The sequence below is a fragment of the Micromonospora vinacea genome (assembly GCF_015751785.1).
GTDB lineage: Bacteria > Actinomycetota > Actinomycetes > Mycobacteriales > Micromonosporaceae > Micromonospora > Micromonospora vinacea.
In genome coordinates, this window is record NZ_JADOTY010000001.1 from 4,291,680 (window position 1) to 4,313,363 (window position 21,684).

A 21,684-nucleotide genomic window follows, 5' to 3' on the forward strand; every position below is an offset into this window, starting at 1 on the left:
CCTACGGAAGGTCGGCGACCAGGTCGGCGTACTCGGGGTGCTTGTCGATGAACGCGGCCATGAAGGGGCACTGCGGCACCAGCTTCGTGCCGCGTGCCCGGAGCTGGTCCAGGGTGCCGCGGATCAGCGTGCCGCCCACCCCCTTGCCCTGAAAGCCCCGATCCACCTCGGTGTGGGTGAAGACCAGGACCTCCCCACGCGGCAGGTACGCGGTGAAGCCGGCCAGCGCGTCGTCGACCAGGATCTCGAAGCGGTGCTTCGCCGGGTTGTCCTCGACCAGGGTGCTCATCCGGCCATTCTCCCCGCCCGGTCGGCCAGCGCGTCGAGTTCGCCGAGCAGCCGGTCCACCTCGTCGGCAGTGTTGTAGTGGTAGATGCTGGCCCGCACCGCGCCGCCGCTGTCGCGCAGACCCATCAGCTGGAAGTACTCGTACGCGTAGTAGTCGCCGACGGAGAGGCAGAACCCGGCGGAGCCCAACGCCTCCTGGGTGGCTCCCGGCGACATCCCGGCGACCCGGAACGACACCGTCGGGCAGCGCCGCGCCGGCGAGCCGTAGACGGTGATCGCCGGCCGCTGCGCCAGCCCGGCGAGCAGGCGGTCCAGCAGGGCCTCCTCGTGCGCCTGGGCGGCGGCCAGGCCGGCCCGCAGCCGCGCCCGCCGGTCCCCGACCGCGTCCGGGTCCAACCCGGCCAGGTGATCCACAGCGGCGGCCACACCGGCCAGCAGCGGGAAGCTCGGCGTGCCGTACTCGAACCGGTCCGGCACCGCGTCGGAGGACGGCACCAGCTTCGCCGGGCGCAGCGCCGCCCACCGGGCCGGGTCCGCCACCATCGCCGCCAGGTGCGGACCGGACCACTTGTACGCGCTGGTGACCAGCACGTCGGCGCCGAGTGAGGCCAGGTCGGTCGGCCCGTGCGGAACCGAGTGCACCCCGTCGACGTGGACCAACGCGCCGACCGCGTGCGCGGTCTTGGCGATCGCCGACACGTCCGGCATGGTGCCGATGGCGTTGCTGCCGGCGGTCACCGCGACCAACCGGGTCCGCTCACTCACCAGGTCCGCGTACTGGGCCGCGGGCAGCTCACCGGTGTGCCGGTCGACCTCGGCCCAGCGCACCGTCGCGCCGGCCGCCTCGGCGGCCTGCACCCACGGTCGTACGTTCGCGTCGTGGTCGAGCCGGGAGACCACCACCTCGTCACCCGGGCGCCAGGTCGCGCCGAGCGTGCGGGCCAGGGTGTACGTCAGGGCGGTAGCGCTCGGGCCGAGCACGACCCCGGCCGGGTCGGCGCCGAGCAGGTCGGCCACCGCCGAACGGGCCCCGGCCACCAACTCCAACGACCGGCGACCCGCAACGTTGGCGGCGCTGCGATTACCGACCGCCGACCGCATGGCGTCGGTGACCGCGTCGATCACACCGGCCGCGGTCTGGGTGCCCCCGGCACCGTCGAAGTGGACGAAACCCTCGGTCAGGGCGGGGTAGGCGGCCCGGGTACGGGCGATGTCGAACGGCATGTCCGGGACCCTAGCCGGTGCTCCCCGTGCCCTGGTCGGCCGCCAGGTGCACCGTTCGGCGGTGGCGTCGCGGATGTCTCGTACTCTTGGCGGGGTGACGAACCGACCCGCCACCATGCCCATTCCCCCCGTCCGCCGCGCCGCCGGTCTCTTCGCCGGTCTGGCGCTCGGCCTCGCCGTGCTCGCCGGGTGCAGCTCCCAGGGAGCTTCCACCGACTGCGGGCTGGACGCCTGCACTGTCACCTTCGAGCGGGGTGTCGACGCGAGCGCCACCATCCTGGGCGTCGAGGCCAAGCTGGTCGGCGCCGAGGGTGACCAGGTGACCGTCGAGGTCGCCGGTGAGCAGCTCACCCTGACCACCGGCCAGCAGGCCGCCGAGGCCGGGGGCTTCGCGGTCACCCTGGACAGCGTGACCGACCAGCAGGTCAAGATTCGCGTATCGCGCAACCCGGGCAGCTGACCTGGGCGGGCGGCGGTGGCCGACGTTTGGGAATCTTCAGAATCGGAGATTGTGACGCCATGTCACTCACCCGTAGCGCCGAAGCCACCGCCTCCCGTACGGCGGACAGCCGGTGGCTGGAACTCCTCGCCCGGGCCGGCTTCATCGGCTACGGCATCGTCCACCTCCTCTTCGCCTGGTTGGCGTTGCAGATCGCGTTCGGTACGTCGTCCGACGACGGCGACCAGTCCGGCGCGCTGCGTACCCTCTCCGCACAGCCGCTCGGCAAGTTCCTGGTCATCGCCGTCGCGGTCGGCCTGCTCGCGATGGCGATCTGGCAGGCGCTGGAGGCGGCGGTCGGGCACCGCGCCGAGCGCGGCAAGGAGCGGGTCACGGAACGGCTCGCCTCGGCCGGCCGGACCATCGTCTACCTCTACTTCGCCTGGACCGCCTTCAAGGTCTTCAAGGACGCCGGGTCGAACAGCGCCGACCAGCAGGAGGCGTTGACCGGCAAGCTGATGACCTCCAGCGGTGGCCGTTGGCTCGTCGGCCTGGCCGGGCTGGTGCTCGCCGCGATCGGTGTCGGCCTGGTCATCTACGGGGCCGTCAAGCGGTTCGAGAAGCACCTGAAGACCGGCGAGATGAGCCCGAAGACCCGCCAGCTCGCCCGCCGGCTGGGCATGGCCGGATACATCGCCAAGGGCGTCGCGTACGGCATCGCCGGTCTGCTGATCATCGTGGCCGCGGTCAAGTACGACCCGGAGAAGGCACGTGGTCTGGACGCCGCGCTGCACGCCCTGCGTGAGCAGTCGTACGGCACGTTCCTGCTGACCCTTGTCGCCCTCGGCATCGCCGCCTTCGGCGTGTACTGCTTCCTCCAGTCCCGGTACCGCAAGGTCTGAACTGGTCGATTCCCGGGCCGTCGGGCACTCTTGGGCTTTTGCCCGAAGTGCCCGACGCCTGGTCGAAGGGGAGCATCGAAGCCGTGCAGAACTATCTCGAAACGGCCGTCGCCGCGCTCGTCGCGGCGGCGGTCGCCCTGTTCCTGGTCGAGGTCGTCCACCGGTTGACCCGGCGGTTCGGCCGCCGATCACTGCTGCTGACCGAGCTGACCGACCACGCGCACCGCCCGTTCCAGGTCGCCGGAACGGTCCTGGCCGTGCAGTTCGCCGTCCGCTTCAGCACCGGGTACGCGGTCGGGGAGAGCTGGCGGCGGCTGCTGCTGCACCTGCTCATCCTCGGCGTCATCGCCACAGTGGCCTGGCTGGTCGCCGGTCTGCTTGTCGTCGTGGAGGACACCGCGCTGGCCCGGTTCCGGGTCGACGTACCGGACAACCGGCACGCCCGGCGGGTCCGGACCCAGGTGGTGATGCTGCGCCGACTGACCATCGCGGTGATCGTCATCCTGGCCGTCGGCGTGATGCTGATGACGTTCCCCAGCGTGCGGGGCATCGGCGCCGGTGTGCTCACTTCGGCCGGTGTGGTCGGTGTGGTGGCCGCGCTCGCCGCGCAGAGCCTGCTCGGCAACGTCTTCGCCGGCCTCCAGCTCGCCTTCAGCGACGCCGTCCGGCTCGATGACGTGGTCGTCGTCGAGGGGGAGTGGGGTCGCATCGAGGAGCTGACCCTCAGCTACGTCGTGGTGCAGATCTGGGACGACCGCCGGTTGATCCTGCCCACCTCGTACTTCACCAGCAAGCCCTTCCAGAACTGGACCCGGACCGAAGCGGCGGTGCTCGGCACCGCCGAGTTCGACGTCGACTGGGCGGTGCCGGTGCAGACGATGCGTGAGGAGCTGCGCCGCCTCGTCGAGGGCACCGAGCTGTGGGACGGGCGGGTCTGCGTCCTCCAGGTCACCGACGCCACCGGCGGGACGGTCCGGTTGCGGGCGCTGGTCAGCGCCGCCGACGCGGGCAGCCTGTGGGACCTGCGCTGCCTCGTCCGGGAGCACCTGGTCGCCTGGATCCGGGACAACCGCCCGACCGCGATGCCCCGGCTGCGCACCGAGCTGGGCGACGCCACCAGCAACCTGTCCTGGCAGTGGGTGCAACCGCGGCGGCCGGCCCGCCCGTCCGACACCGAGGCGCCCGACGACGCCCGGGTCTTCGGCGGTAGCGACGACGGCGACGCCCGCAGCGAAGCCTTCGTAGGCCCCGAAGAAACCCGCCCCTGACATCCCGCGCGCCGCTCCGGGGGTCGGTCGGGGCGCGGTGATCATGGGCTTGACGGGTGGGTGCGTCTGGTTTGTCCCCGCCAACCTCATGATCACCGCTGCGGGGGCGGGGAGCCGGGGGCCGGGTCCGGGGGAGCGGGGTCCGTTGCGGGAGGTTTGGTCGGGCTTGGGTGGGGGATGTGCTGCCGGACGTCTCTGGCGTGATCGCGGCGGCTGGCCGCGTATCGGCGGCGCGGCGTCCGGACAACGGGGACGGTGAGCTGCTTGGCGCGCTTTAGGATTGACGAGCGGCGACTTCGGGCATACAGCGCGGTGATGAGGAAAGGAGGACAGCATGGCTGACGTGGCGAAAGCCCGCACATCCCAGAACGGGAGCGAGCCCTCCACCGCCGAGTTGGTGCAGCGGGCCACCGAGCAGATCTCCCGCCTCGTGCGGGACGAACTGACGCTGGCCCGAGCGGAGTTGACCCAGAAGGGTAAGCACGCGGGCATCGGGCTCGGCCTGTTCGGCGGCGGTGGCGCGCTCGCGTTCTTCGGTCTGGGCGCGCTGGTCGCCACGGCGATCCTGCTGCTCGACCTGGTGTTGCCCGCCTGGGCCGCGGCGCTGATCGTGGCGGTGGCCTGCTTCCTGGTGGCCGGCATCCTCGCCCTGGTGGGCAAGAAGCAGGTCAGTCGTGCCGTCCCGCCGATGCCTGCGGCCACGGTCCGCAGCCTCCGGGCAGACATGGACACTGTCACCGCCGCGGTGAAGGACAGGGGGCGGCAATGACCGGCAACGGGACCGGCGACACGGAGGCCCTCCGCGAGGAGATCCGTCGCACCCGGGTCGAGTTGGGCGAGACGATGGAGGCGTTGGCCGCCAAGGCCGACGTCAAGGCGCGTCTCAAGGAGTCCGCCGAGCAGGCCAAGGAGCGGATGCGGGAGCAGGCGGCGCAGACCATCGCTCGGGTCCGCGGACAGGCCGCGCGTGGCGCCGGGATGGCGCGGGCGCAGGCGTACGAGAAGGGCGAGTTGGTACGCGCACAGGCGTACGACAAGGGCGAGTTGGTGCGCCGCAACCCGGTGCCGTGGGCGGCCATCGCGGCCGGTGCGGTGGCCACCGTGGTGGTGCTGATGATCGTGCGGGGGAGGCGTAGGTGAGTAAGAGCATCGGCAGGGTCGCGTACCGGCCGGTCGGCGTGTTGTTGGGTATCGCCGCGGGCACGGTGGCCGGGGCGATCTTCCGGCAGGTCTGGAAGGTCACCGCGGGCGATGGTGAGGCCCCCAACGCGACCGACGAGGATCGCGGCTGGGGCGAGATCCTGGCCGCCGCAGCGTTGCAGGGCGCCATCTTCGCTGTCGTCCGGGCCGCAGTGGACCGGGGCGGCGCGGTCGGCGTACGCCGGATGACCGGCAGCTGGCCGGACTGATCAGCAGCGACTTCAGCCCCCTTCCCGCATCGATGGGAAGGGGGCTTTCGCATGGCATCGCACGCCGCCCGGCACACCTGAGGCATCCGTCAGGTCACATGTCGGAGAAATTCGTCGGAGAGGTCGTGACAGACTTTTTACCTCCGTGATTTGCTGGTCCCCGCTGTTGCGAGATGGCGTGGGTTGAGAGAAGTCTCCTTCGTGGGGCTGCCTCAGGCGCCGCTGCTCAAAAACGGCCAATCGGCCGGACGGCGTGCACGGCCGCCAGTTTTTAGAGGGAGATACACATGGCTCAGGGAACCGTGAAGTGGTTCAACGCTGACAAGGGCTTCGGCTTCATCACCGTCGATGGTGGGGGTGCTGACGTGTTCGTCCACTTCTCGGCCATCCAGACCAGCGGCTACCGCTCGCTGGAGGAGAACCAGCGGGTGGAGTTCGAGATCGCTCAGGGTCAGAAGGGCCCGCAGGCTGAGCAGGTCCGTCCCATCTGAGTAGGACGGCCGGCCCCCGCCGGCCAGTGGGACGATCCGGCTCACGGGTCGCGGTAAAGCCCCGCATCCCGGTTGGGATGCGGGGCTTTCGCCTGCTCGGGCTCCCCGGTGCGGCGACCGGTCAGCGTCGACGCGAGCGCAGGCCGAGCCAGATCACCACCAGCCCGGCCGCCGCCACGAGCGGGCCGATCACCGCCCAGATCTTCTCGTCGGTCATCACGCTGCCGCTGACGTAGCCGAGGCCCTGGACCGTCCACACCGCACCGATCACCACGGCCAGCAGGCCGAGGGTGAGCGGAAGCCAGCCCCTCATCGCGTCCCCTCTCCGCCGCCCGGGGCGGCGCGCCGCAGTCCAGCATCACGGGCCGGGCGGCGCGACGCGAGCACCCCGGGCAGGCGGGTCACCACCGGTCGTGCACCTGCGGGCGGATCAGCTCGTCGTAGGTCTCGCGTACGGCTGCCAACTGCTCGTCGGTGAGCGGGGACAGGGTCGCCGCGGCGGCGTTGCGTCGGGCCTGGTCGGCGTCGCGGGCACCGGGGATGACCACTGTGACGCCCGCCTGGTCCAACACCCAGCGCAGCGCGAACTGCGCCATCGTGCGGTCCGCGTCGACAAGCGGGGCCAGCCGGCGTACGGCGGCCAGACCTCTGTCGAAGTCGACTCCGGAGAACGTCTCCCCGACGTCGAAGGCCGCGCCGTTCCGGTTGTAGTTGCGGTGGTCGTCGGCGGGGAACTCGGTGTGCTCGTCGTAACGGCCGGACAGCAGGCCGCTGGCGAGCGGCACGCGGGCGATGATGCCGACCCCGGCTGCCGCCGCGGCGGGCAGCACACGCTCCAGGGGCTTGTGGCGAACCGCGTTGAGGATGATCTGGACGCTGGCCACCCCCGGTCGGGCGATCGCGGTGAGGGCCTGGTCGCAGGTCTCGACGCTGACCCCGTACCCGGCGATGGCCTTCTCGGCGACGAGGGTGTCCAGGCCGTCGAAGACCTCGTCGGAGGAGAAGACCTCGGTGGGTGGGCAGTGCAGCTGGACCAGGTCCAGCGTGTCCATGCCCAGGTTGGCCCGGGAGCGGTCGGTCCACTGCCGGAAGTTGGCCAGTGTGTACGCCTCCGGCCGCTGCTCGACGCGGCGGCCCATCTTGGTGGCGACGGTCAGCCCGGCGTCGGGTCGGGTGCGCAGGAAGCGGCCGATCAGCTGCTCGCTGCGGCCGTCGCCGTACACGTCGGCGGTGTCGAGGAAGGTGACCCCGGCGTCCACGGCGGCGGCGAGCACCGCCATGGCGTCGTCTTCGCTGACGGTGCCCCAGTCGGCGCCGAGTTGCCACGCGCCCAGGCCGACCGCGCCAACGGTCCGGCCGAGCCGGTTGAAGCTGCGCTGTTCCATGCCCCGAGCCTAGTGATCGGGTTGCCACCCTGCCACGCGAGCCGTACCTTCAGCAGTACGGACGTACGGTTAGGGAGGCGACCATGTGGGACCCGACGACCTACCTGCGCTTCGGCGACGAGCGGTCCCGGCCGTTTCACGACCTCCTCGCCCGGGTGCCGGCCGACCGACCCCGGACCGTCGTCGACCTCGGCTGCGGCCCCGGTCAGCTCACCGCCGTCCTCGCCGAGCGCTGGCCGACGAGTCGGGTGCTCGGCCTCGACTCCTCACCTGACATGATCGAGCGGGCCGAGGCCCTCGGCGCGCCCGTCGACTTCGCCGTCGCCGACCTTCGCGACTGGGGTCCGACCGGCGACGAGGACGTGGTGGTCAGCAACGCGGCGTTGCAGTGGGTTCCCGGCCACCAGGACCTGCTGCGCCGCTGGGCCGCCGAGCTGCCCGCCGGGGCCTGGCTCGCCATGCAGGTCCCCGGCAACTTCGCCGCCGACTCGCACCGCGCCCTGCGGGAGGTCGCCAACCGGCCGACCTGGCGGGCCGACGTCGCGCCGCTGCTGCGCGCGGACCCAGTCGACGACCCGGCCGACTACGCGGCGCTGCTGACCGCCGCCGGCTGCGCGGTGGACGCCTGGGAGACTACCTACGTGCACCTCCTGCCGGCTCGACCCGCCGCCGAGCACCCGGTGCTGGCCTGGATGGAGGGCACCGCGCTGCGCCCGGTCCGGGCCGCACTGGACGCCGCCGGCTGGTCCGCCTTCCGCGCCGAGCTGGGAGTACGGCTCACCGCGGCGTACCCGGTGCGGCAGGGCCAGGTGTACTTCCCGTTCCGCCGCGTCTTCGTCGTCGCCCGCACCGGCGACCATGCCCAGGAGAACCCGTGACCGACCTGCCCACCTTCATCGCCGGCCTGCCCAAGGTGGAGCTGCACGTGCACCACGTCGGCTCCGCCTCGCCCCGGATCGTCGCCGAGTTGGCCGCCCGCCACGAGGGACACACCCCCGTGCCGGCCGACCCGGACGCGCTGGCCAGCTACTTCGAGTTCCGCGACTTCGCGCACTTCATCGAGGTCTACCTGAGCGTCGTGGACCTCATCCGTGACCCGGAGGACGTCTGGATCCTCACCCACGAGGTGGCCCGGGAGCTGGCCCGCCAACAGGTCCGGTACGCGGAGCTGACCATCACCCCGTACTCGCACGTCCGACGGGGCATTCCCGCGCCGGCGTTCTGCGAGGCCATCGAGGACGCCCGCAAGCGCGCCCTGGCCGACTTCGGCATCGAGCTGCGCTGGTGCTTAGACATCCCCGGCGAGGCCGGCCTGCCGGCGGCCGAGGAGACGCTGCGCATCGCCCTGGACGAGCGCCCGGACGGGCTGGTCAGTTTCGGTCTGGGCGGCCCGGAGATCGGCGTACCCCGACCGCAGTTCCGGCAGTACTTCGACCAGGCCCGCGCCGCCGGCCTGCGCTCGGTGCCGCACGCCGGGGAGACCACCGGACCGCAGACCGTCTGGGACGCGCTGAACGAGCTGGGCGCCGAGCGGATCGGGCACGGCATCTCCGCCGCGCAGGACCCGCAGCTGCTCGCGTACCTGGCCGAGCGGCAGATCGGGATGGAGATCTGCCCGACGTCCAACGTCCGCACCCGGGCGGTGGCCACCCTCGACGAGCACCCGCTGCCCCAACTGGTCGCCGCCGGGCTGCTGGTCACCATCAACTCCGACGACCCGCCGATGTTCGGCACCACCCTCAACGACGAGTACGCGGTGGCGGCCCGCCTGCTCGGGGTGGGCACCGAGGGCCTTGCCGGGCTGGCCCGCAACGCGGTGACCGCGTCCTTCCTCGACCCCACCGGCAAGCAGCGGATCCTCGACGAGATCGACGCGTACCTCGCCACCGCTGGCTGAGCTGGTCGGTCGGTCGAGCAGGGCGCGCGGCGGGAGCGTGGGTGTGGGGGGACCTGTGACTCCCGCCGCGCGCGCGACTCCACCGGCCCTGGGTGCGTGGTTCGCTCGGCCGGTGGAACTGGTGGGTTCGTGCTCTGATCCTGTCAGCCCGTGACCGATCCGACGCGGTCGTTAACCGCGATCTAAGGAAGACTTGCGCCGGCGCACAGCCCCGGGGGTTCGGCCGGGTCAGTCGTCGGTGGGACGCTGGCGGGGCCAGCGACGTCCGCTGGCCTTGGTGTCCCGGGCGTCGCGGGCCATCCGGCCGACCAGACCGAAGCGGCTGACCTGCCGGGGAGTCGCCTCCGGGTCGGCGAGCAGCATCACCACGCTGGCACCGCCCAGCCGGGCGCGGTCGATGCTCACCGAGCCATTTGCCTGCAACGCCACCCGCTTGGCGATGTCCAGGCCGAGCCCGGTCGAACCCTGGTCACTGGCGCCCCGGCGCAGCGCCCGGTCCGGGTTGGCGATGCCGGGGCCGGCGTCGTCGATCCGGATCGCCACGTAACCGTCGCGCCGGGACACGGCCACCTCGAACGCGGTGCCCTGCGGGGTGTAGCGGAAGACGTTGCCGATCACTGCGTCCAGCGCGGCGGCCAGTTCGGCCCGCGGCACCGGTGCCGGAATGCGCAGCTGCGCGCCGTTGACCCGGTGCGGCCGGTTCTGGTCGCCGGCCAGCGCCGCCCAGAACACCATCCGGTCCCGGACCACCTCGCTGACGTCGCACATCGCCGGCCCGGCCTCTAGCGCCACCGTCTTACGGGTGGTCTTGATCAGCACGTCGATCTCACCCTCCAGGGTGACGATCGCCTGCCGGATCCGCCGGATCCCGCGCAGCCGGTCCAGCTCCGCCGGGCTGAACGAACCCACGCTGGTGTCGTCGGACTCCAACGCCTCCGCGTCCAACCGCAGCACCGTCAACGGGGTGCGCAGACGATGCGACAGGTCGGCCACCAGCTCCCGCTCGTCGGTGCGGGCGGCGTCCAGCCGGTCCGCCATCCGGTTGAAGGCGTACCCGGCCTCGGCCAACTCGCGCGGACCGGTCGGCTCGACACGTACGCCGAGGTCGCCGTCGCCGACGGAGAGCGCGGCTTTGACCAGCCCTCGGGTCGAGTCCACAGCGCGGGCGGCGACCCGGTCGACCACCAGCACCGCCGCGCCGGCCAGCGCCGCGCCGACAGCGAACAGCAGCAGCCAGGTGCCGCCGGCGCCCTCGCCCAGCGTCGACTCCGGAAGGAACACCTCGACCACGGCAGTCCGGTCACCGAGGACGACCGGGTCGAGCCGGGCCACACCCCCGTCGACGTCGACGACCAACGACTGGCGCTCCGAGCGGGCCCGGTCCAGGTCGCTGCCGCTGGCCCGACCGGCGGACTCGTCCAACCCCAAGCCGTGCACCACGGGCCGGGTGGGGGCGCCCTCGGCGCTGGCCACCACTGCACGCTCGACGACCGCCGGGTCGGTACTCACCGCCAGCGCGCCGGTCACCAGCGCGCTGCGCCGCGCCGCGTCGGCGATCGCCTCGTCCCGGCTCTGCTCCCGCAGGCTGAGCCCGAGCGGGATCAGGAACGCGAGCGCGACGAGACTGCACATGCCGGCCGTGAGCAGGGCCAGCGCCGTCCTCAGTCCGGTGCCACCAGCCGGAATCCGACCCCCCGCACGGTGCGCAGGTAGCGCGGCTTCGCCGCGGACTCGCCCATCTTTCTGCGGAGCCAGTACAGGTGAACGTCGATGGTCTGATCCTCGCCGACCGATGGCTGCCGCCATACCTCCTCCAAGAGTTCCCGGCGGGACACTACCCGCCCAGGTCGTGCGGCGAGATACGCCAGCAGGTCGAATTCCTTGCGGGTCAGCGCCAGCGGCTCCCCGTCGAGCTGGGCGCTGCGCTCGCCCACGTCCACCCGCAGCCCGCCGACGCTGTGCACCGCGGGCTGCACGGACCGACTGGCCCGACCGGCCCGCCGCAGCACCGTGGTGATCCGGGCGTCCAGGTGCGCCCCGGTGAACGGCTTGACCATGTAGTCGTCGGCGCCGGCGCGCAGGAGCTTGACCACCGACTGCTCGTCGTCGCGGGCCGTGGCGATGATGATCGGCACGTCGGTGATGCCGCGCAGCATCCGCAGCGCGTCCGAGCCGTCCAGGTCGGGCAGGCCGAGGTCGAGCACCACCAGGTCGGGTGTCTCCGCGGCGACCCGACGCAGGGCGTCCAACGCCGTACCCACGGCGTGCACGGCATGCCCCCGGTCGGTGAGGGACCGCAGCATCGCGCCGCGTACGACGTGATCGTCTTCGACCAGGAGCACGGAGGCCACGACAAGACCGTACTTGGCCTGGCAAGTTGATCGCGTTGCGGCGTGCCTGGCGACCGGGCAAGCTGGTACGACGATGTCGTTCACCCTGTTCGCCGATGCCCGCCTGGCGCTCGCCCGGGACAGCCTCGCCGGTCTCTCCACCGGCGACGCGCTCGGCGCGCAGTACTTCCTGCCGACGCCGGCGCCAGTGGACCTCGCCACCGACGCCCTACCGTCGGCGCCCTGGGAATGGACCGACGACACCGAGATGGCCTGCTCGGTCCTCGCCCAGTTGGCCGACTCCGGCGGCATCGACCGGGACCGGCTGGCCCTCTCCTTCGCCCAGCGGTGCACTGAGCGCCGAGGCTACGGCGCGGGCGCGATGCTGATCCTGGGGCTGATCCGTGACGGCACCCCGTGGCCGCTGGCCGCCGCCTCCGCCTTCGACGGGCAGGGCTCCTGCGGCAACGGCGCGGCGATGCGGGTCGGCCCGCTGGGCGCGTACTTCGCCGACTCGACAGCGCGCGCCGCGGCGCAGGCCCGCGCCTCCGCGGAGGTGACGCACGCCCACCCGGAGGGGATCGCCGGTGCGGTCGCGGTCGCCGTCGCCGCCGCGCTGGCCGCCCGGGCCCGCCTCGACGGGCACCGGCCGCCGCCGGAGCGGCTGCTCGCCGGGATCGCCGCCGTGCTCGACCCGGGCACCGCTGTGCACCGGGGCGTACTCCGGGCCGCCGGGTTGCTCGGCCGGCCGCTGCCCCGGGTGGTGGCGGCGCTCGGCAACGGCTCCCGGGTGACCGCCCAGGACACCGTCGGGTTCACCCTCTGGGTGGCCGCCACCCACCTCGACGACTATCCGGCGGCCATCGAGACGTGCGTACGGGCCGGTGGGGACGTGGACACCACGTCGGCCATCGCAGGGGCGGTGGTGGCGGCGCACACCGGCGTCGGCACCCCGGGCGGGGTGCCCGAGAAGTGGCTGGCCGCCCGGGAACCGCTACCTACCTGGCTCCCCTGATCCCCGGGGATCCCTGGCCAACCGGGCTGCGCCTGCGCTGCGCCTGCGCTGCGCCTGCGCTGCGCCTGCGCTGCGCCTGCGCTGCGCCTGCGCTGCGCCTGCGCTGCGCCTGCGCTGCGCCTGCGCTGCGCCTGCGCTGCGCCTGCGCTGCGCCTGCGCTGCGCACGATCAACTCGGCTTCCTGAAAATCGGGCCGTCCGCGCGGCTTGGATGCCGCGGTTTCCGGAAAGCCGAGTGGATCACCGCTAGATCGGGTTGTCCGTGCGGCTTGGATGCCACGGTTTCCGGGAACCCGAGTGGATCAGCGCGATGCAGCGGGAACAGCGGGCTGCGGGTTGGCTGGCGTCGGGTCTGGCGTTGCGGTGTCGTCTCCGCGGCCGGTTATCTCGGCCAGCGTCGCGGCCTCGTCCGGGCCGCCGGTCACCTCGGCGAGCGCGGTGGCCTCGTCCGGGTCGCGTCGGCGCCACCGGCTGACCAGCCAGCCGATCGCCGCGCCGCCGCCCAGGCCGGCGAGCAGGCCGGCGGCCAGCATCCCGTCGGCGCTGCCCTCGTCGGTACCGCCCGATCGGGCCGGCGGCGCGGCGTCCGCACCGTCGCCCGCGGCGGTCGGTGCGCCAGCCGCCGGGCCACCGTGCCCGCCGTGTGCGGCCGGACCCGCCGCGCCGGGCGCCGCCGGCAGCAGGGTGAGGGTCGGGGCCCGGTGCGGACCGGCGGCGTCCGCCCACCGGACCACAGTGCCGTCGGCGTACGTCTGGACGACCTCGAAGGTGAGCCGCTCGGCCTGCGGCATCGGCCCCATGGAGAGCGCCAACCGGGCCGGTCCGCTGTCACTCGCGCCGACCCGGACCCAGGTCACCGCTGTGGTCACAGTGCTCACCCCGGCGGAGTGGATGCCGGCCACCGGCTTGTCCAGGGTGCGGGAGCTGATCCGGGGCGCCCAACCGTTCACCGACATGGGGTAGACCTCGGCGATCGGCGCGTCGGCCGGCAGCCGGACCTCGATCTGTTTGGTCTTCGTGCCGGCCCGCTCCTCCGGAACGCTGAATTCCAGCCGCACCGCGTCGCCCTGCCGGGCCTCGGTCGGGGTGGTCGTCACGTCCGCCGCGTACGCCGCGCCGGGCCAGAGCAGCAGCCCAGCGGCGGTCACCGCGGTCGCCGCCACGATCCGCCGCCGACGGCCACCGCCGTACGTGCTCGCCATCTCGTGCCCCCATCCGTCTCGACGCGGCCGGCACCGGTTTCCGGCCACACCCTCTAGTTCGGCTGCGAGGCGCGAAAGGTTCAACGTCGGCGGTAAGGAGGTGCCCTTCCCGGCCGGGGGCGGGGCGACCGATAGCATCGGCAGGAGCCGAGGATCGGCACCGTTTCGTACCACTTGGAGGAGTCACCGTGTCCGCACCCCGTACCCCCGCCGTGGCCGACCCCGTCGTCGTCGCCGCCGGGACCACGGCGGCCGACGCGGTGGCCGCGGCCGGACTGCCCGCGAACGGCCCCAAGGCGATCGTCGTGGTCCGCGACCCGCAGGGCCAGCTGCGCGACCTGGACTGGACGCCGGCCGAGGAGACCGTCGTCGAGCCGGTCAGCCTGGACTCGCCCGACGGGCTCAACGTGCTGCGCCACTCCACCGCGCACGTGCTCGCCCAGGCCGTGCAGGACATCTTCCCCGAGGCCAAGCTGGGCATCGGCCCGCCCATCGAGAACGGCTTCTACTACGACTTCGACGTCGACAAGCCGTTCCAGCCCGATGACCTCAGCAAGCTCGAGAAGCGCATGCAGGAGATCATCAAGTCCGGGCAGCGGTTCCGTCGCCGCCGCTTCGGCAGCCTGGACGAGGCGCGCTCCGAGCTGGCCGACGAGCCGTTCAAGCTGGAGCTGATCGAGGTCAAGGGCGAGGGCCTGGACACCGCCGAGGTGATGGAGGTGGGCGGCGGCGAGCTGACCATCTACGACAACCTCGACGCCAAGGAGGACAAGGTCTGCTGGTCGGACCTGTGCCGGGGCCCGCACCTGCCGACCACCCGACTGATCGGCGCGTTCAAGCTGATGCGCTCCGCCGCCGCCTACTGGCGGGGGTCGGAGAAGAACCCCCAACTACAGCGGGTGTACGGCACCGCGTGGCCGACCCGCGACGAGCTCAAGGCGTACCTGAAGCTGTTGGAGGAGGCCGCCCGGCGCGACCACCGCAAGCTCGGCGCGGACCTCGACCTGTTCAGCTTCCCCGACGAGATCGGTTCCGGCCTGGCGGTCTTCCACCCCAAGGGCGGCATCATCCGCCGGGAGATGGAGCACTACTCCCGCCAGCGGCACGAGGCCGCCGGGTACGAGTTCGTCAACACCCCGCACATCACCAAGGCGCAGCTGTTCCAGACGTCCGGCCACCTGCCCTACTACGCGGACACCATGTTCCCGCCCATGCAGCTGGAGGGCGCGGACTACTACCTCAAGGCGATGAACTGCCCGATGCACAACCTGATCTTCAGGTCGCGCGGGCGGTCGTACCGGGAGCTGCCGCTGCGGATGTTCGAGTTCGGCACTGTCTACCGGTACGAGAAGTCCGGCGTCGTGCACGGCCTCACCCGGGTCCGTGGCCTGACCCAGGACGACTCGCACATCTACTGCACCCGCGAGCAGATGGCCGGCGAGCTGTCCACGCTGCTCAGCTTCGTCCTCGACCTGCTGCGCGACTACGGCCTGGACGACTTCTACCTGGAGCTGTCGACCCGGGACGACTCGCCCAAGTTCATCGGCGCCGAAGAGGACTGGGCCGAGGCCACCGAGGCGCTGCGGACCGCCGCCGCCACCTCTGGCCTGGACCTGGTGCCCGACCCGGGCGGCGCGGCGTTCTACGGGCCGAAGATCTCCGTGCAGGCCCGCGACGCCATCGGCCGGACCTGGCAGATGTCCACCATCCAGGTCGACTTCAACCAGCCGGAGCGGTTCGCGTTGGAGTACCAGGCCGCCGACGGTAGCCGGCAACGGCCGGTCATGATCCACCGTGCGCTGTTCGGGTCGATCGAGCGGTTCTTCGGGGTGCTCACCGAGCACTACGCGGGTGCCTTCCCGGCCTGGCTGGCGCCGGTGCAGGTGGTCGGCATCCCGATCCGCGAGGACCACACCGACTACCTGCACGGCTTCGTCGCGGCGCTGCGCGCCGAGGGCATCCGGGCACAGGTGGACGCGGGTGACGACCGGATGCAGAAGAAGATCCGGACGGCGCAGCAGCAGAAGGTCCCGTTCATGGTGATCGCTGGCGACGACGACGTGGCCGCCGGCACGGTCTCGTTCCGCTACCGCGACGGCTCCCAGCGCAACGGGGTGCCGGTCGCCGAGGCGGTGACCCACGTGCTGGACGTGGTCAGCTCGCGGACCAACATCGGCCCCTCCGCCGCCGCCGAGTAGCGGAACCGCCGTACGGCCCGGCGCGCGCGTGCCGTCCGTCGCGGCTCGCTCGCGGCCCGCGTGCCGCATGATCGTGCTCGATCCAGGAAGTAGTGGCCTCCCCCACCGGGGAGGCCACTACTTCCATGTTCGAGCGCGATCTTCGCCCGAGGCGGCGCGGGTGTCAGATGCCGCAGTTGGGGGCTGACCAGCCTCCGACGGCCGCCACGTGGGTGTGGTCGTTGTGGTCCGGGTAGCCGGGGCCGAGAATCTGCCCGAAGCCGTGGTTGCGGGCCTGCTGCGCCAGCCGGCAGAACGACGGGGACCCGACCAGGTCCACCCCGTCGCCGTACAGGTGCCTGCTGTTGGATGCCCCGCCGACCGCGCTGTTGCAGGCGTAGCTGCGGAAGCTGCTGCTGATCGCGATGGAGACGTCCCCGAGGGCGTGCCGCATGGCCTGGAGTTTCCACATCGAGACGAGGGCGTTGAACCGGGCGGTGCTCGCCGAGACCGCGCCTCCGGACCAGTCGCTGTTGCACTTGTTCAGCTCGGGGTAGCTGAAGTTGGCCGGGGTGCAGTCGTCGTCCTGGAGGGCGTAGAGCCTGTTGAACGTCTGTGGGCCGGCGATGCCGTCGGCGGGCAGCCCGTACGCCTGCTGGAAGCGGATCACCGCCGATCGGGTGGCCGGGCCGTACGCGCCGTCGAGGGTGAGCACCGCGCCGTAGCCGGGGTAGCCGGCGACCCGGATCTGGAGTTGCCGGACGTCCTCGCCGGAAGCACCCTGGGACAGGGTGCGTCCCCAGGTGTAGCAGCCGTCCGCCTGGGCCGCGCCGGCAGTGAGGGTGACGCCGGCCACTGTGGTGGCGGCGGTCAACGCCAGTGCCGCGAGGAGCCTGCCGAGCCGTCGGAACATGTAGCCCTCCATCAATGCATGGAAGTACGTGGATGCATGGAAGTTTCAGGCTTCAGTATTGATCCGTCAAGAACTTGCATCGCCCGGGTTTCCTGACGGCGGGTGTCGCGGCGCGCCAGCGGGGCTCCGTAGGATCGGCTCGTGACAGGGGCGGAACGGCACACGGACATCGACGGCATGGCGGACGGCCTGGAGCGGCTCTGGACGCCGCACCGGATGACCTACATCTCCGGCGAGGACCGCCCCGCCGAGGGCTACGAGAAACCCACCGGCTGCCCCTTCTGCCGGGGCCCTCAGCTGCCTCCGGACGAGAGCCTGGTGGTGGCCCGGGGCGAGCACGTGTTCGTGGTGCTCAACCTCTACCCGTACAACCCGGGGCACCTGCTGGTCTGCCCCTACCGGCACGTCGCCGACTACACCGACCTGGACGTGCCGGAGACCACCGAACTGGCGTCGTACACCCAGACCGCCATGCGGGTGATCCGCAAGGTCAGCAACGCCCACGGCTTCAACCTGGGCATGAACCAGGGCGGGGTGGCCGGCGCCGGCATCGCCGCGCACCTGCACCAGCACGTGGTGCCGCGCTGGGGCGGCGACGCGAACTTCATGCCGGTGATCGGCCGTACCAAGGTCCTGCCGCAACTGCTCGGCGACACCCGCGACCTGCTCGCCCGCGCCTGGCCGTCCTGACCGCCGCCGGCCGCGCCGCGCGACGTCCGCGCCGGACCGGTCAGGCGGCGCGCAGCAGCGGAGTGAGCTCCGACCAGCTCTCCACCCGGTGTACGCGGGGCAGCAGCGCGGCGTGTGCGGCGACTTCGGCCCGGCGGGGCCGGAACAGGAAGCGGTGCGGCACCGAGTCGAGGTAGCCGAGCACCTCAAGCTTGTCGTCCACGAAGTGGGTCAGGCCGAGGCGTCGGGCGATCGGCGCCTTGTCCGGTCGGGTGCGGCAGAAGTGCACCCGCTCGACCGGGATGCCGGTGTGGGCCGGGAAGCCGTGGTGGGCCAACCACTCCCGGGTGCGCCGCTCGGTGGCCTCCCCGCACTTGGACACCAGGTGCACCTCGTCGAAGGCCGGGCCGAGGGCCGCGAGCGCGTCGAACGCCCCGACGACGGCAGGGGTACGCAGGTAGTTCGCGCCGAAGAAGGAGGTGTCCGCGTCGTCGTCGGCCGGCTCGATGATCACTCCGCCGATGTCCACACCGAGCCGTCGCATGGCGTTGATCATGCCGCACCGTGACCGTCTCCGTGCACCCGCGTGTCCGCCCGCGGAACTGCTACGCCCCCGCCCGCCCGAGGTGGCACGATCGGCCGATGGCAGTCACGACACGGACGTTGGGGCGCAGCGGCATCGAGGTCAGCGCCCTCGGCATGGGGTGCTGGGCGATCAGCGGGCCCTGGGCGGAGGGCAACCAGCCGCTGGGCTGGGGCGCTGTCGACGACGACGAGTCGGTGCGGGCGGTACGCCGGGCACTTGATCTGGGCATCACCCTCTTCGACACCGCCGACACGTACGGGGCCGGGCACGGTGAGCGGGTGCTCGGTCGCGCCCTCGCCGGTCGCCGCGACGACGCCGTGATCGCCACCAAGTGGGGCTACACCTTCGACGAGGCCGCTCGGCAGGCCACCGGCGAGGACGCGTCACCCGCGTACCTGCGCAATGCGGTGACCGCCTCGCTCCGCCGGCTGGACACCGACCGGATCGACCTCTACCAGCTGCACCTGGCCGACCTTCCGGTCCCCAGGGCGCAGGCGCTGATCGGGACCTGCGAGGACCTGGTGGCCGAGGGCCTGATCCGCGCGTACGGGTGGAGCACCGACCGCCCCGACCGGGCCGCCGCGTTCGGGCACGCCGCCGCCGGCGCCACCGCCGTGCAACACACGCTGTCGGTGCTGCGCGACGCCCCCGACCTGCTCGCCGTCTGCGACAAGTACGACCTGGCCAGCGTCAACCGGGGCCCACTCGGGATGGGGCTGCTCACCGGCAAGTACTCGGCCGGGTCGACGCTGCCCCGCGACGACGTACGTGGGCTGGCGCCGGGCTGGTTGGAGTGGTTCCGGGGTGGCCGGCCGGCACCGGAGTGGCTGCGCCGGGTCGGCACGGTCCGTGCCGCGCTCACCGCCGACGGGCGCACCCTCGCCCAGGGCGCGTTGGGCTGGATCTGGGCGCGCAGCGGTCGCACCATCCCGATCCCGGGCTGCCGTACGGTCGCCCAGGTCGAGGAGAACGCCGCCGCGTTGCACAGGGGCCCGCTGCCGGCGGACCAGTTCGTCGAGGTGGAACGTCAGCTCGCCGCCGTCCGCACCGCAGCCCTCCGCGACGCCGACCGCCCCCACTGGCCCCGCCCCACCCACCCCACAGTCCACCCGTAGCCCGCCCCCCGCTCCGGCCCCGCCCCCGCGCACCGGCCCGCGTCGATCAAGGAGTTGTGGTGCCCCACAAATCGGGCCTAGATCGACCTTCTGCCCACCACAACTCCATGATCGACCCGAGAGCGGGGGGCGCGTCGGGGGTTAGGGGAGTTGTTCTTTGCGGGTCTGGTCGGCCAGGTGGGCGGGCATGGGGTCGTGGCGGACGAAGTGACGGCGGAAGGTGCCGGTGCCGGCCGTCATGGAGCGCAGCTCGACGGCGTACCGAAGCAGTTCGGTGGCCGGCACCTCGGCGCGGACGAGGGTGCGGCCCTCGGTGTCCGGGTCCGGTTCGGTGCCGAGCACCCGGCCGCGTCGGCCGGACAGGTCGCCCATCACCGTGCCCACCGAGCCGTCCGGAACCCGGATGGTGACCTCGTCGATCGGCTCCAGCAGCGCCGGCTGGCCACGCTCGGCGGCGTCGCGCAGCGCCAGCGCGCCGGCGGTCTGGAAGGCCGCGTCGGAGGAGTCGACGCTGTGTGACTTGCCGTCGACCAGGGTCACCCGCAGGTCCACCACCGGGTGCCCGGCGACCAGCCCGCGCTCCAGCTGGGCGCGGACGCCCTTCTCCACCGACGGGATGTAGTTGTGCGGCACCGCGCCGCCGACCACCCGGTCGACGAACTCGAAGCCACTGCCACGGGGCAGCGGCTCGACCTCGATGTCGCAGACCGCGTACTGGCCGTGGCCGCCGGACTGCTTGACGTGGCGGCCGTGCCCCGTCGCGGGCACGGTCAGGGTCTCGCGCAGCGACACCTTGACCGGCTCGGTGTCCAGCTCGACGCCGCCGGCGCGCAGCCGGTCGAGCACCACGTCCGCGTGCGCCTCGCCCATGCACCAGAGCACCAGCTGGTGGGTCTCCGGGTTGCGCTCCAGCCGCAGCGTGGGATCGCCGGCGACCAGGCGGGCGAGGTTGCGGGCCAGGGCGTCCTCGTCGGCGCGGCTCCGGGCGACGATCGCCACCGGCAGCAGCGGCTCCGGCATCTCCCAGGGGGCGATCAGCAGCGGGTCTTCCCTGGTCGAGATGGTGTCGCCGGTCTCGGCGCTGCCCGACTTGGTGATCGCGCAGATGTCACCGGCCACGCAGAGCGACACCTCCCGCAGCGTGGCGCCCAGCGGGGTGTAGATGTGCCCGACCCGTTCGTCGGCGTCGTGGTCGGGGTGCCCGCGCTCGGCCATCCCGTGCCCGGACACGTGCACGGTCTGGTCGGGGCGCAGCGTGCCGGAGAAGACCCGGACCAGCGAGACCCGACCGACGTGGCGGTCGACGGTGGTCTTGACGACCTCGGCGACGAGCGGCCCGGCCGGGTCGCAGCTCAGCGGCGGACGCGGCGAGCCGTCCACCCCGGTCACCGCCGGCAGCTCGTGCTCCAGTGGCGACGGGAACGCGGCGGTCAGCACCTCCAGCAGCACGTCCAGCCCGACACCGGTCTGGGCGCAGACCGGCACCACCGGGTAGAAGTGGCCCCGGGCGACGGCCTTCTCCAGGTCGTCGATGAGTACCTCGTCGCTGATCTCCTCGCCGTCGAGGTAGCGGTCCATGAGCGTCTCGTCCTCGCTCTCGGCGATGATCCCCTCGATCAGCTCGTCGCGCGACTCGTCGATGGCCCGCTGGTGCTCCGGGTCCGGGTCGCGGACGTCGGCGGGCAGCCCGGCGCTGTAGTCGAAGACCCGACGGGTGATCAGGCCGAGCAGACCTTCGGTGGAGACCCCGTCGTCGCCGAGCATCGGCAGGTAGAGCGGCATCACGTTGTCGCCGAAGAGGCGCTGGCAGAGCGCCACGGTCTCGTCGACGTCGGCGCGGGGCTGGTCCAGTCGGGCCACCGCGACCGCGCGCGGCATGTCGACGGCGGCGCACTCCTCCCAGAGCGCGACGGTGGCCGCGTCCATGCCGCCCGCGGCGGAGACCACGAACAGCGCGGCGTCGGCGGCCCGCAGCCCGGCGCGCAGCTCACCGACGAAGTCGGCGTACCCGGGGGTGTCCAGCAGGTTGACCTTGATGCCGTTGTGCAGCAGCGGCGCGCAGGACAGGCTGACCGAGCGCTGCTGGCGTACGGCGGCGGGGTCGTGGTCGCCGACGGTGGTGCCGTCGACGACGGTGCCGGCGCGGCCGATGGTGCCGGTCGCGGCGAGCAGGGCCTCGACCAGTGTGGTCTTGCCCGCCCCGGAGTGCCCGACGAGCACCACGTTGCGAACCCGCTCGGGCTCGGTCACCACCGGCGTGCCGCCGGTGGAACCCTTCTCGTGACTCTTCTGCGCCATGGGGCGCACCTCCCTCAGCCGGTGGTGGTGGCGACCGCCGCGCGACGGGAAGCGGCCCGGGGCGAGTGCGCGGCGAT

23 protein-coding genes are annotated in these 21,684 nt (G+C 72.4%); 13 read left to right on the plus strand and 10 right to left on the minus strand.

The features are described 5' to 3' along the window. Position 1: 1 nt before the first annotated feature. Both IW249_RS20270 and IW249_RS20275 read right to left on the minus strand, forming a co-directional pair. Entirely contained in the window at positions 2-289 is a 288-nt protein-coding gene (locus IW249_RS20270; RefSeq protein WP_196922212.1) for a GNAT family N-acetyltransferase, read from the minus strand. After that, positions 286-1,512, minus strand: a complete 1,227-nt coding sequence (locus IW249_RS20275) for a cysteine desulfurase-like protein (protein WP_196922213.1) — start codon at positions 1,510-1,512, stop codon at positions 286-288. The genes IW249_RS20270 and IW249_RS20275 overlap by 4 nt, the downstream gene beginning before the upstream one ends. Before the next feature lie 94 nt (positions 1,513-1,606). Here IW249_RS20275 and IW249_RS20280 point away from each other — a divergent pair, with 94 nt between their 5' ends. The 7 genes from IW249_RS20280 to IW249_RS20310 all read left to right on the plus strand — a co-directional run bounded on the left by IW249_RS20280 (position 1,607) and on the right by IW249_RS20310 (position 6,021). Then, a complete protein-coding gene (locus IW249_RS20280) occupies positions 1,607-1,972 on the plus strand; it encodes a hypothetical protein (RefSeq protein ID WP_372432984.1) in 366 nt (121 codons plus the stop codon). A 59-nt stretch (positions 1,973-2,031) separates the two neighbouring features. Next, positions 2,032-2,853, plus strand: a complete 822-nt coding sequence (locus tag IW249_RS20285) for a DUF1206 domain-containing protein (protein ID WP_196922215.1) — start codon at positions 2,032-2,034, stop codon at positions 2,851-2,853. 83 nt (positions 2,854-2,936) lie between these two features. Then, positions 2,937-4,121, plus strand: coding sequence for a mechanosensitive ion channel family protein (locus tag IW249_RS20290; protein ID WP_196922216.1), 1,185 nt, complete (start codon positions 2,937-2,939; stop codon positions 4,119-4,121). 334 nt (positions 4,122-4,455) lie between these two features. Beyond that, positions 4,456-4,890: a phage holin family protein gene (locus IW249_RS20295; protein ID WP_196922217.1), complete on the plus strand. Its 435-nt coding sequence runs from the start codon at positions 4,456-4,458 to the stop codon at positions 4,888-4,890. After that, complete coding sequence (locus tag IW249_RS20300) at positions 4,887-5,261, plus strand: DUF3618 domain-containing protein (protein ID WP_196922218.1); 375 nt, start codon at positions 4,887-4,889, stop codon at positions 5,259-5,261. The genes IW249_RS20295 and IW249_RS20300 overlap by 4 nt, the downstream gene beginning before the upstream one ends. Next, positions 5,258-5,530, plus strand: a complete 273-nt coding sequence (locus tag IW249_RS20305) for a DUF4235 domain-containing protein (RefSeq protein ID WP_130400249.1) — start codon at positions 5,258-5,260, stop codon at positions 5,528-5,530. Before IW249_RS20300 ends, IW249_RS20305 begins: the two co-directional genes overlap by 4 nt. A 287-nt stretch (positions 5,531-5,817) precedes the next feature. Continuing rightward, on the plus strand, positions 5,818-6,021 hold the full coding sequence (locus IW249_RS20310; protein WP_030338233.1) for a cold-shock protein: 204 nt from the start codon (positions 5,818-5,820) through the stop codon (positions 6,019-6,021). Between the two features lie 121 nt (positions 6,022-6,142). Here IW249_RS20310 and IW249_RS20315 read toward each other — a convergent pair whose 3' ends face one another. Both IW249_RS20315 and IW249_RS20320 read right to left on the minus strand, forming a co-directional pair. Further along, positions 6,143-6,334, minus strand: coding sequence for a hypothetical protein (locus IW249_RS20315; RefSeq protein ID WP_196922219.1), 192 nt, complete (start codon positions 6,332-6,334; stop codon positions 6,143-6,145). Positions 6,335-6,422: 88 nt separating this feature from the next. Then, positions 6,423-7,406 (minus strand): aldo/keto reductase, encoded by a 984-nt coding sequence (locus IW249_RS20320; protein WP_196922220.1) that lies wholly within the window; start codon positions 7,404-7,406, stop codon positions 6,423-6,425. A gap of 83 nt (positions 7,407-7,489) precedes the next feature. Between IW249_RS20320 and IW249_RS20325 the strand changes: the two genes are divergently transcribed. Then, positions 7,490-8,284, plus strand: a complete 795-nt coding sequence (locus tag IW249_RS20325) for a trans-aconitate 2-methyltransferase (protein ID WP_196922221.1) — start codon at positions 7,490-7,492, stop codon at positions 8,282-8,284. Continuing rightward, entirely contained in the window at positions 8,281-9,303 is a 1,023-nt protein-coding gene (locus tag IW249_RS20330) for an adenosine deaminase (protein WP_196922222.1), read from the plus strand. Before IW249_RS20325 ends, IW249_RS20330 begins: the two co-directional genes overlap by 4 nt. 228 nt (positions 9,304-9,531) lie before the next feature. Here the strand turns inward: IW249_RS20330 and IW249_RS20335 are convergent, their stop codons facing one another. Both IW249_RS20335 and IW249_RS20340 read right to left on the minus strand, forming a co-directional pair. Continuing rightward, positions 9,532-10,935: a HAMP domain-containing sensor histidine kinase gene (locus IW249_RS20335; RefSeq protein WP_196922223.1), complete on the minus strand. Its 1,404-nt coding sequence runs from the start codon at positions 10,933-10,935 to the stop codon at positions 9,532-9,534. A 29-nt stretch (positions 10,936-10,964) separates the two neighbouring features. Continuing rightward, positions 10,965-11,654 carry a response regulator transcription factor gene (locus tag IW249_RS20340; protein WP_091401712.1) on the minus strand — a complete coding sequence of 230 codons (690 nt, stop codon included), beginning with the start codon at positions 11,652-11,654 and terminating at the stop codon, positions 10,965-10,967. A 73-nt stretch (positions 11,655-11,727) separates the two neighbouring features. Here IW249_RS20340 and IW249_RS20345 point away from each other — a divergent pair, with 73 nt between their 5' ends. Then, positions 11,728-12,648: an ADP-ribosylglycohydrolase family protein gene (locus tag IW249_RS20345; RefSeq protein ID WP_196922224.1), complete on the plus strand. Its 921-nt coding sequence runs from the start codon at positions 11,728-11,730 to the stop codon at positions 12,646-12,648. A 301-nt stretch (positions 12,649-12,949) separates the two neighbouring features. On the opposite strand, the gene IW249_RS20350 is transcribed toward IW249_RS20345, so the two are convergent. Next, on the minus strand, positions 12,950-13,849 hold the full coding sequence (locus IW249_RS20350; protein ID WP_196922225.1) for a DUF1775 domain-containing protein: 900 nt from the start codon (positions 13,847-13,849) through the stop codon (positions 12,950-12,952). Positions 13,850-14,037: 188 nt separating this feature from the next. On the opposite strand from IW249_RS20350, the gene thrS reads away from it, so the two are divergent. Then, positions 14,038-16,047, plus strand: a complete 2,010-nt coding sequence (gene thrS, locus IW249_RS20355) for a threonine--tRNA ligase (protein WP_196922226.1) — start codon at positions 14,038-14,040, stop codon at positions 16,045-16,047. Positions 16,048-16,210: 163 nt separating this feature from the next. Here the strand turns inward: thrS and IW249_RS20360 are convergent, their stop codons facing one another. Next, a complete protein-coding gene (locus IW249_RS20360) occupies positions 16,211-16,939 on the minus strand; it encodes a D-Ala-D-Ala carboxypeptidase family metallohydrolase (protein ID WP_196922227.1) in 729 nt (242 codons plus the stop codon). Between the two features lie 177 nt (positions 16,940-17,116). Here IW249_RS20360 and IW249_RS20365 point away from each other — a divergent pair, with 177 nt between their 5' ends. Then, positions 17,117-17,629: an HIT family protein gene (locus IW249_RS20365; RefSeq protein WP_196924873.1), complete on the plus strand. Its 513-nt coding sequence runs from the start codon at positions 17,117-17,119 to the stop codon at positions 17,627-17,629. A 40-nt stretch (positions 17,630-17,669) separates the two neighbouring features. On the opposite strand, the gene IW249_RS20370 is transcribed toward IW249_RS20365, so the two are convergent. Next, positions 17,670-18,164 (minus strand): hypothetical protein, encoded by a 495-nt coding sequence (locus IW249_RS20370; RefSeq protein ID WP_196922228.1) that lies wholly within the window; start codon positions 18,162-18,164, stop codon positions 17,670-17,672. Positions 18,165-18,250: 86 nt separating this feature from the next. Here IW249_RS20370 and IW249_RS20375 point away from each other — a divergent pair, with 86 nt between their 5' ends. Beyond that, positions 18,251-19,309, plus strand: coding sequence for an aldo/keto reductase (locus IW249_RS20375; protein ID WP_196922229.1), 1,059 nt, complete (start codon positions 18,251-18,253; stop codon positions 19,307-19,309). Between the two features lie 141 nt (positions 19,310-19,450). Here IW249_RS20375 and IW249_RS20380 read toward each other — a convergent pair whose 3' ends face one another. After that, the gene (locus tag IW249_RS20380) at positions 19,451-21,607 is read right to left on the minus strand and encodes an elongation factor G-like protein EF-G2 (protein WP_196922230.1); all 2,157 of its coding nucleotides are present in this window, start codon (positions 21,605-21,607) and stop codon (positions 19,451-19,453) included. Positions 21,608-21,684 lie beyond the last annotated feature (77 nt).

Excerpts from the sequence above, each read along its gene's own strand:
- IW249_RS20270 (WP_196922212.1), bottom strand. The coding sequence starts at position 289 with ATGAGCACCCTGGTCGAGGACAACCCGGCGAAGCACCGCTTCGAGATC.
- IW249_RS20275 (WP_196922213.1), bottom strand. The coding sequence starts at position 1,512 with ATGCCGTTCGACATCGCCCGTACCCGGGCCGCCTACCCCGCCCTGACC.
- IW249_RS20285 (WP_196922215.1), top strand. The coding sequence starts at position 2,032 with ATGTCACTCACCCGTAGCGCCGAAGCCACCGCCTCCCGTACGGCGGAC.
- IW249_RS20295 (WP_196922217.1), top strand. The coding sequence starts at position 4,456 with ATGGCTGACGTGGCGAAAGCCCGCACATCCCAGAACGGGAGCGAGCCC.
- IW249_RS20300 (WP_196922218.1), top strand. The coding sequence starts at position 4,887 with ATGACCGGCAACGGGACCGGCGACACGGAGGCCCTCCGCGAGGAGATC.
- IW249_RS20310 (WP_030338233.1), top strand. The coding sequence starts at position 5,818 with ATGGCTCAGGGAACCGTGAAGTGGTTCAACGCTGACAAGGGCTTCGGC.
- IW249_RS20315 (WP_196922219.1), bottom strand. The coding sequence starts at position 6,334 with ATGAGGGGCTGGCTTCCGCTCACCCTCGGCCTGCTGGCCGTGGTGATC.
- IW249_RS20320 (WP_196922220.1), bottom strand. The coding sequence starts at position 7,406 with ATGGAACAGCGCAGCTTCAACCGGCTCGGCCGGACCGTTGGCGCGGTC.
- IW249_RS20325 (WP_196922221.1), top strand. The coding sequence starts at position 7,490 with ATGTGGGACCCGACGACCTACCTGCGCTTCGGCGACGAGCGGTCCCGG.
- IW249_RS20335 (WP_196922223.1), bottom strand. The coding sequence starts at position 10,935 with ATGTGCAGTCTCGTCGCGCTCGCGTTCCTGATCCCGCTCGGGCTCAGC.
- IW249_RS20345 (WP_196922224.1), top strand. The coding sequence starts at position 11,728 with ATGTCGTTCACCCTGTTCGCCGATGCCCGCCTGGCGCTCGCCCGGGAC.
- IW249_RS20350 (WP_196922225.1), bottom strand. The coding sequence starts at position 13,849 with ATGGCGAGCACGTACGGCGGTGGCCGTCGGCGGCGGATCGTGGCGGCG.
- IW249_RS20360 (WP_196922227.1), bottom strand. The coding sequence starts at position 16,939 with ATGTTCCGACGGCTCGGCAGGCTCCTCGCGGCACTGGCGTTGACCGCC.
- IW249_RS20365 (WP_196924873.1), top strand. The coding sequence starts at position 17,117 with ATGGCGGACGGCCTGGAGCGGCTCTGGACGCCGCACCGGATGACCTAC.
- IW249_RS20370 (WP_196922228.1), bottom strand. The coding sequence starts at position 18,164 with ATGATCAACGCCATGCGACGGCTCGGTGTGGACATCGGCGGAGTGATC.
- IW249_RS20375 (WP_196922229.1), top strand. The coding sequence starts at position 18,251 with ATGGCAGTCACGACACGGACGTTGGGGCGCAGCGGCATCGAGGTCAGC.
- IW249_RS20380 (WP_196922230.1), bottom strand. The coding sequence starts at position 21,607 with ATGGCGCAGAAGAGTCACGAGAAGGGTTCCACCGGCGGCACGCCGGTG.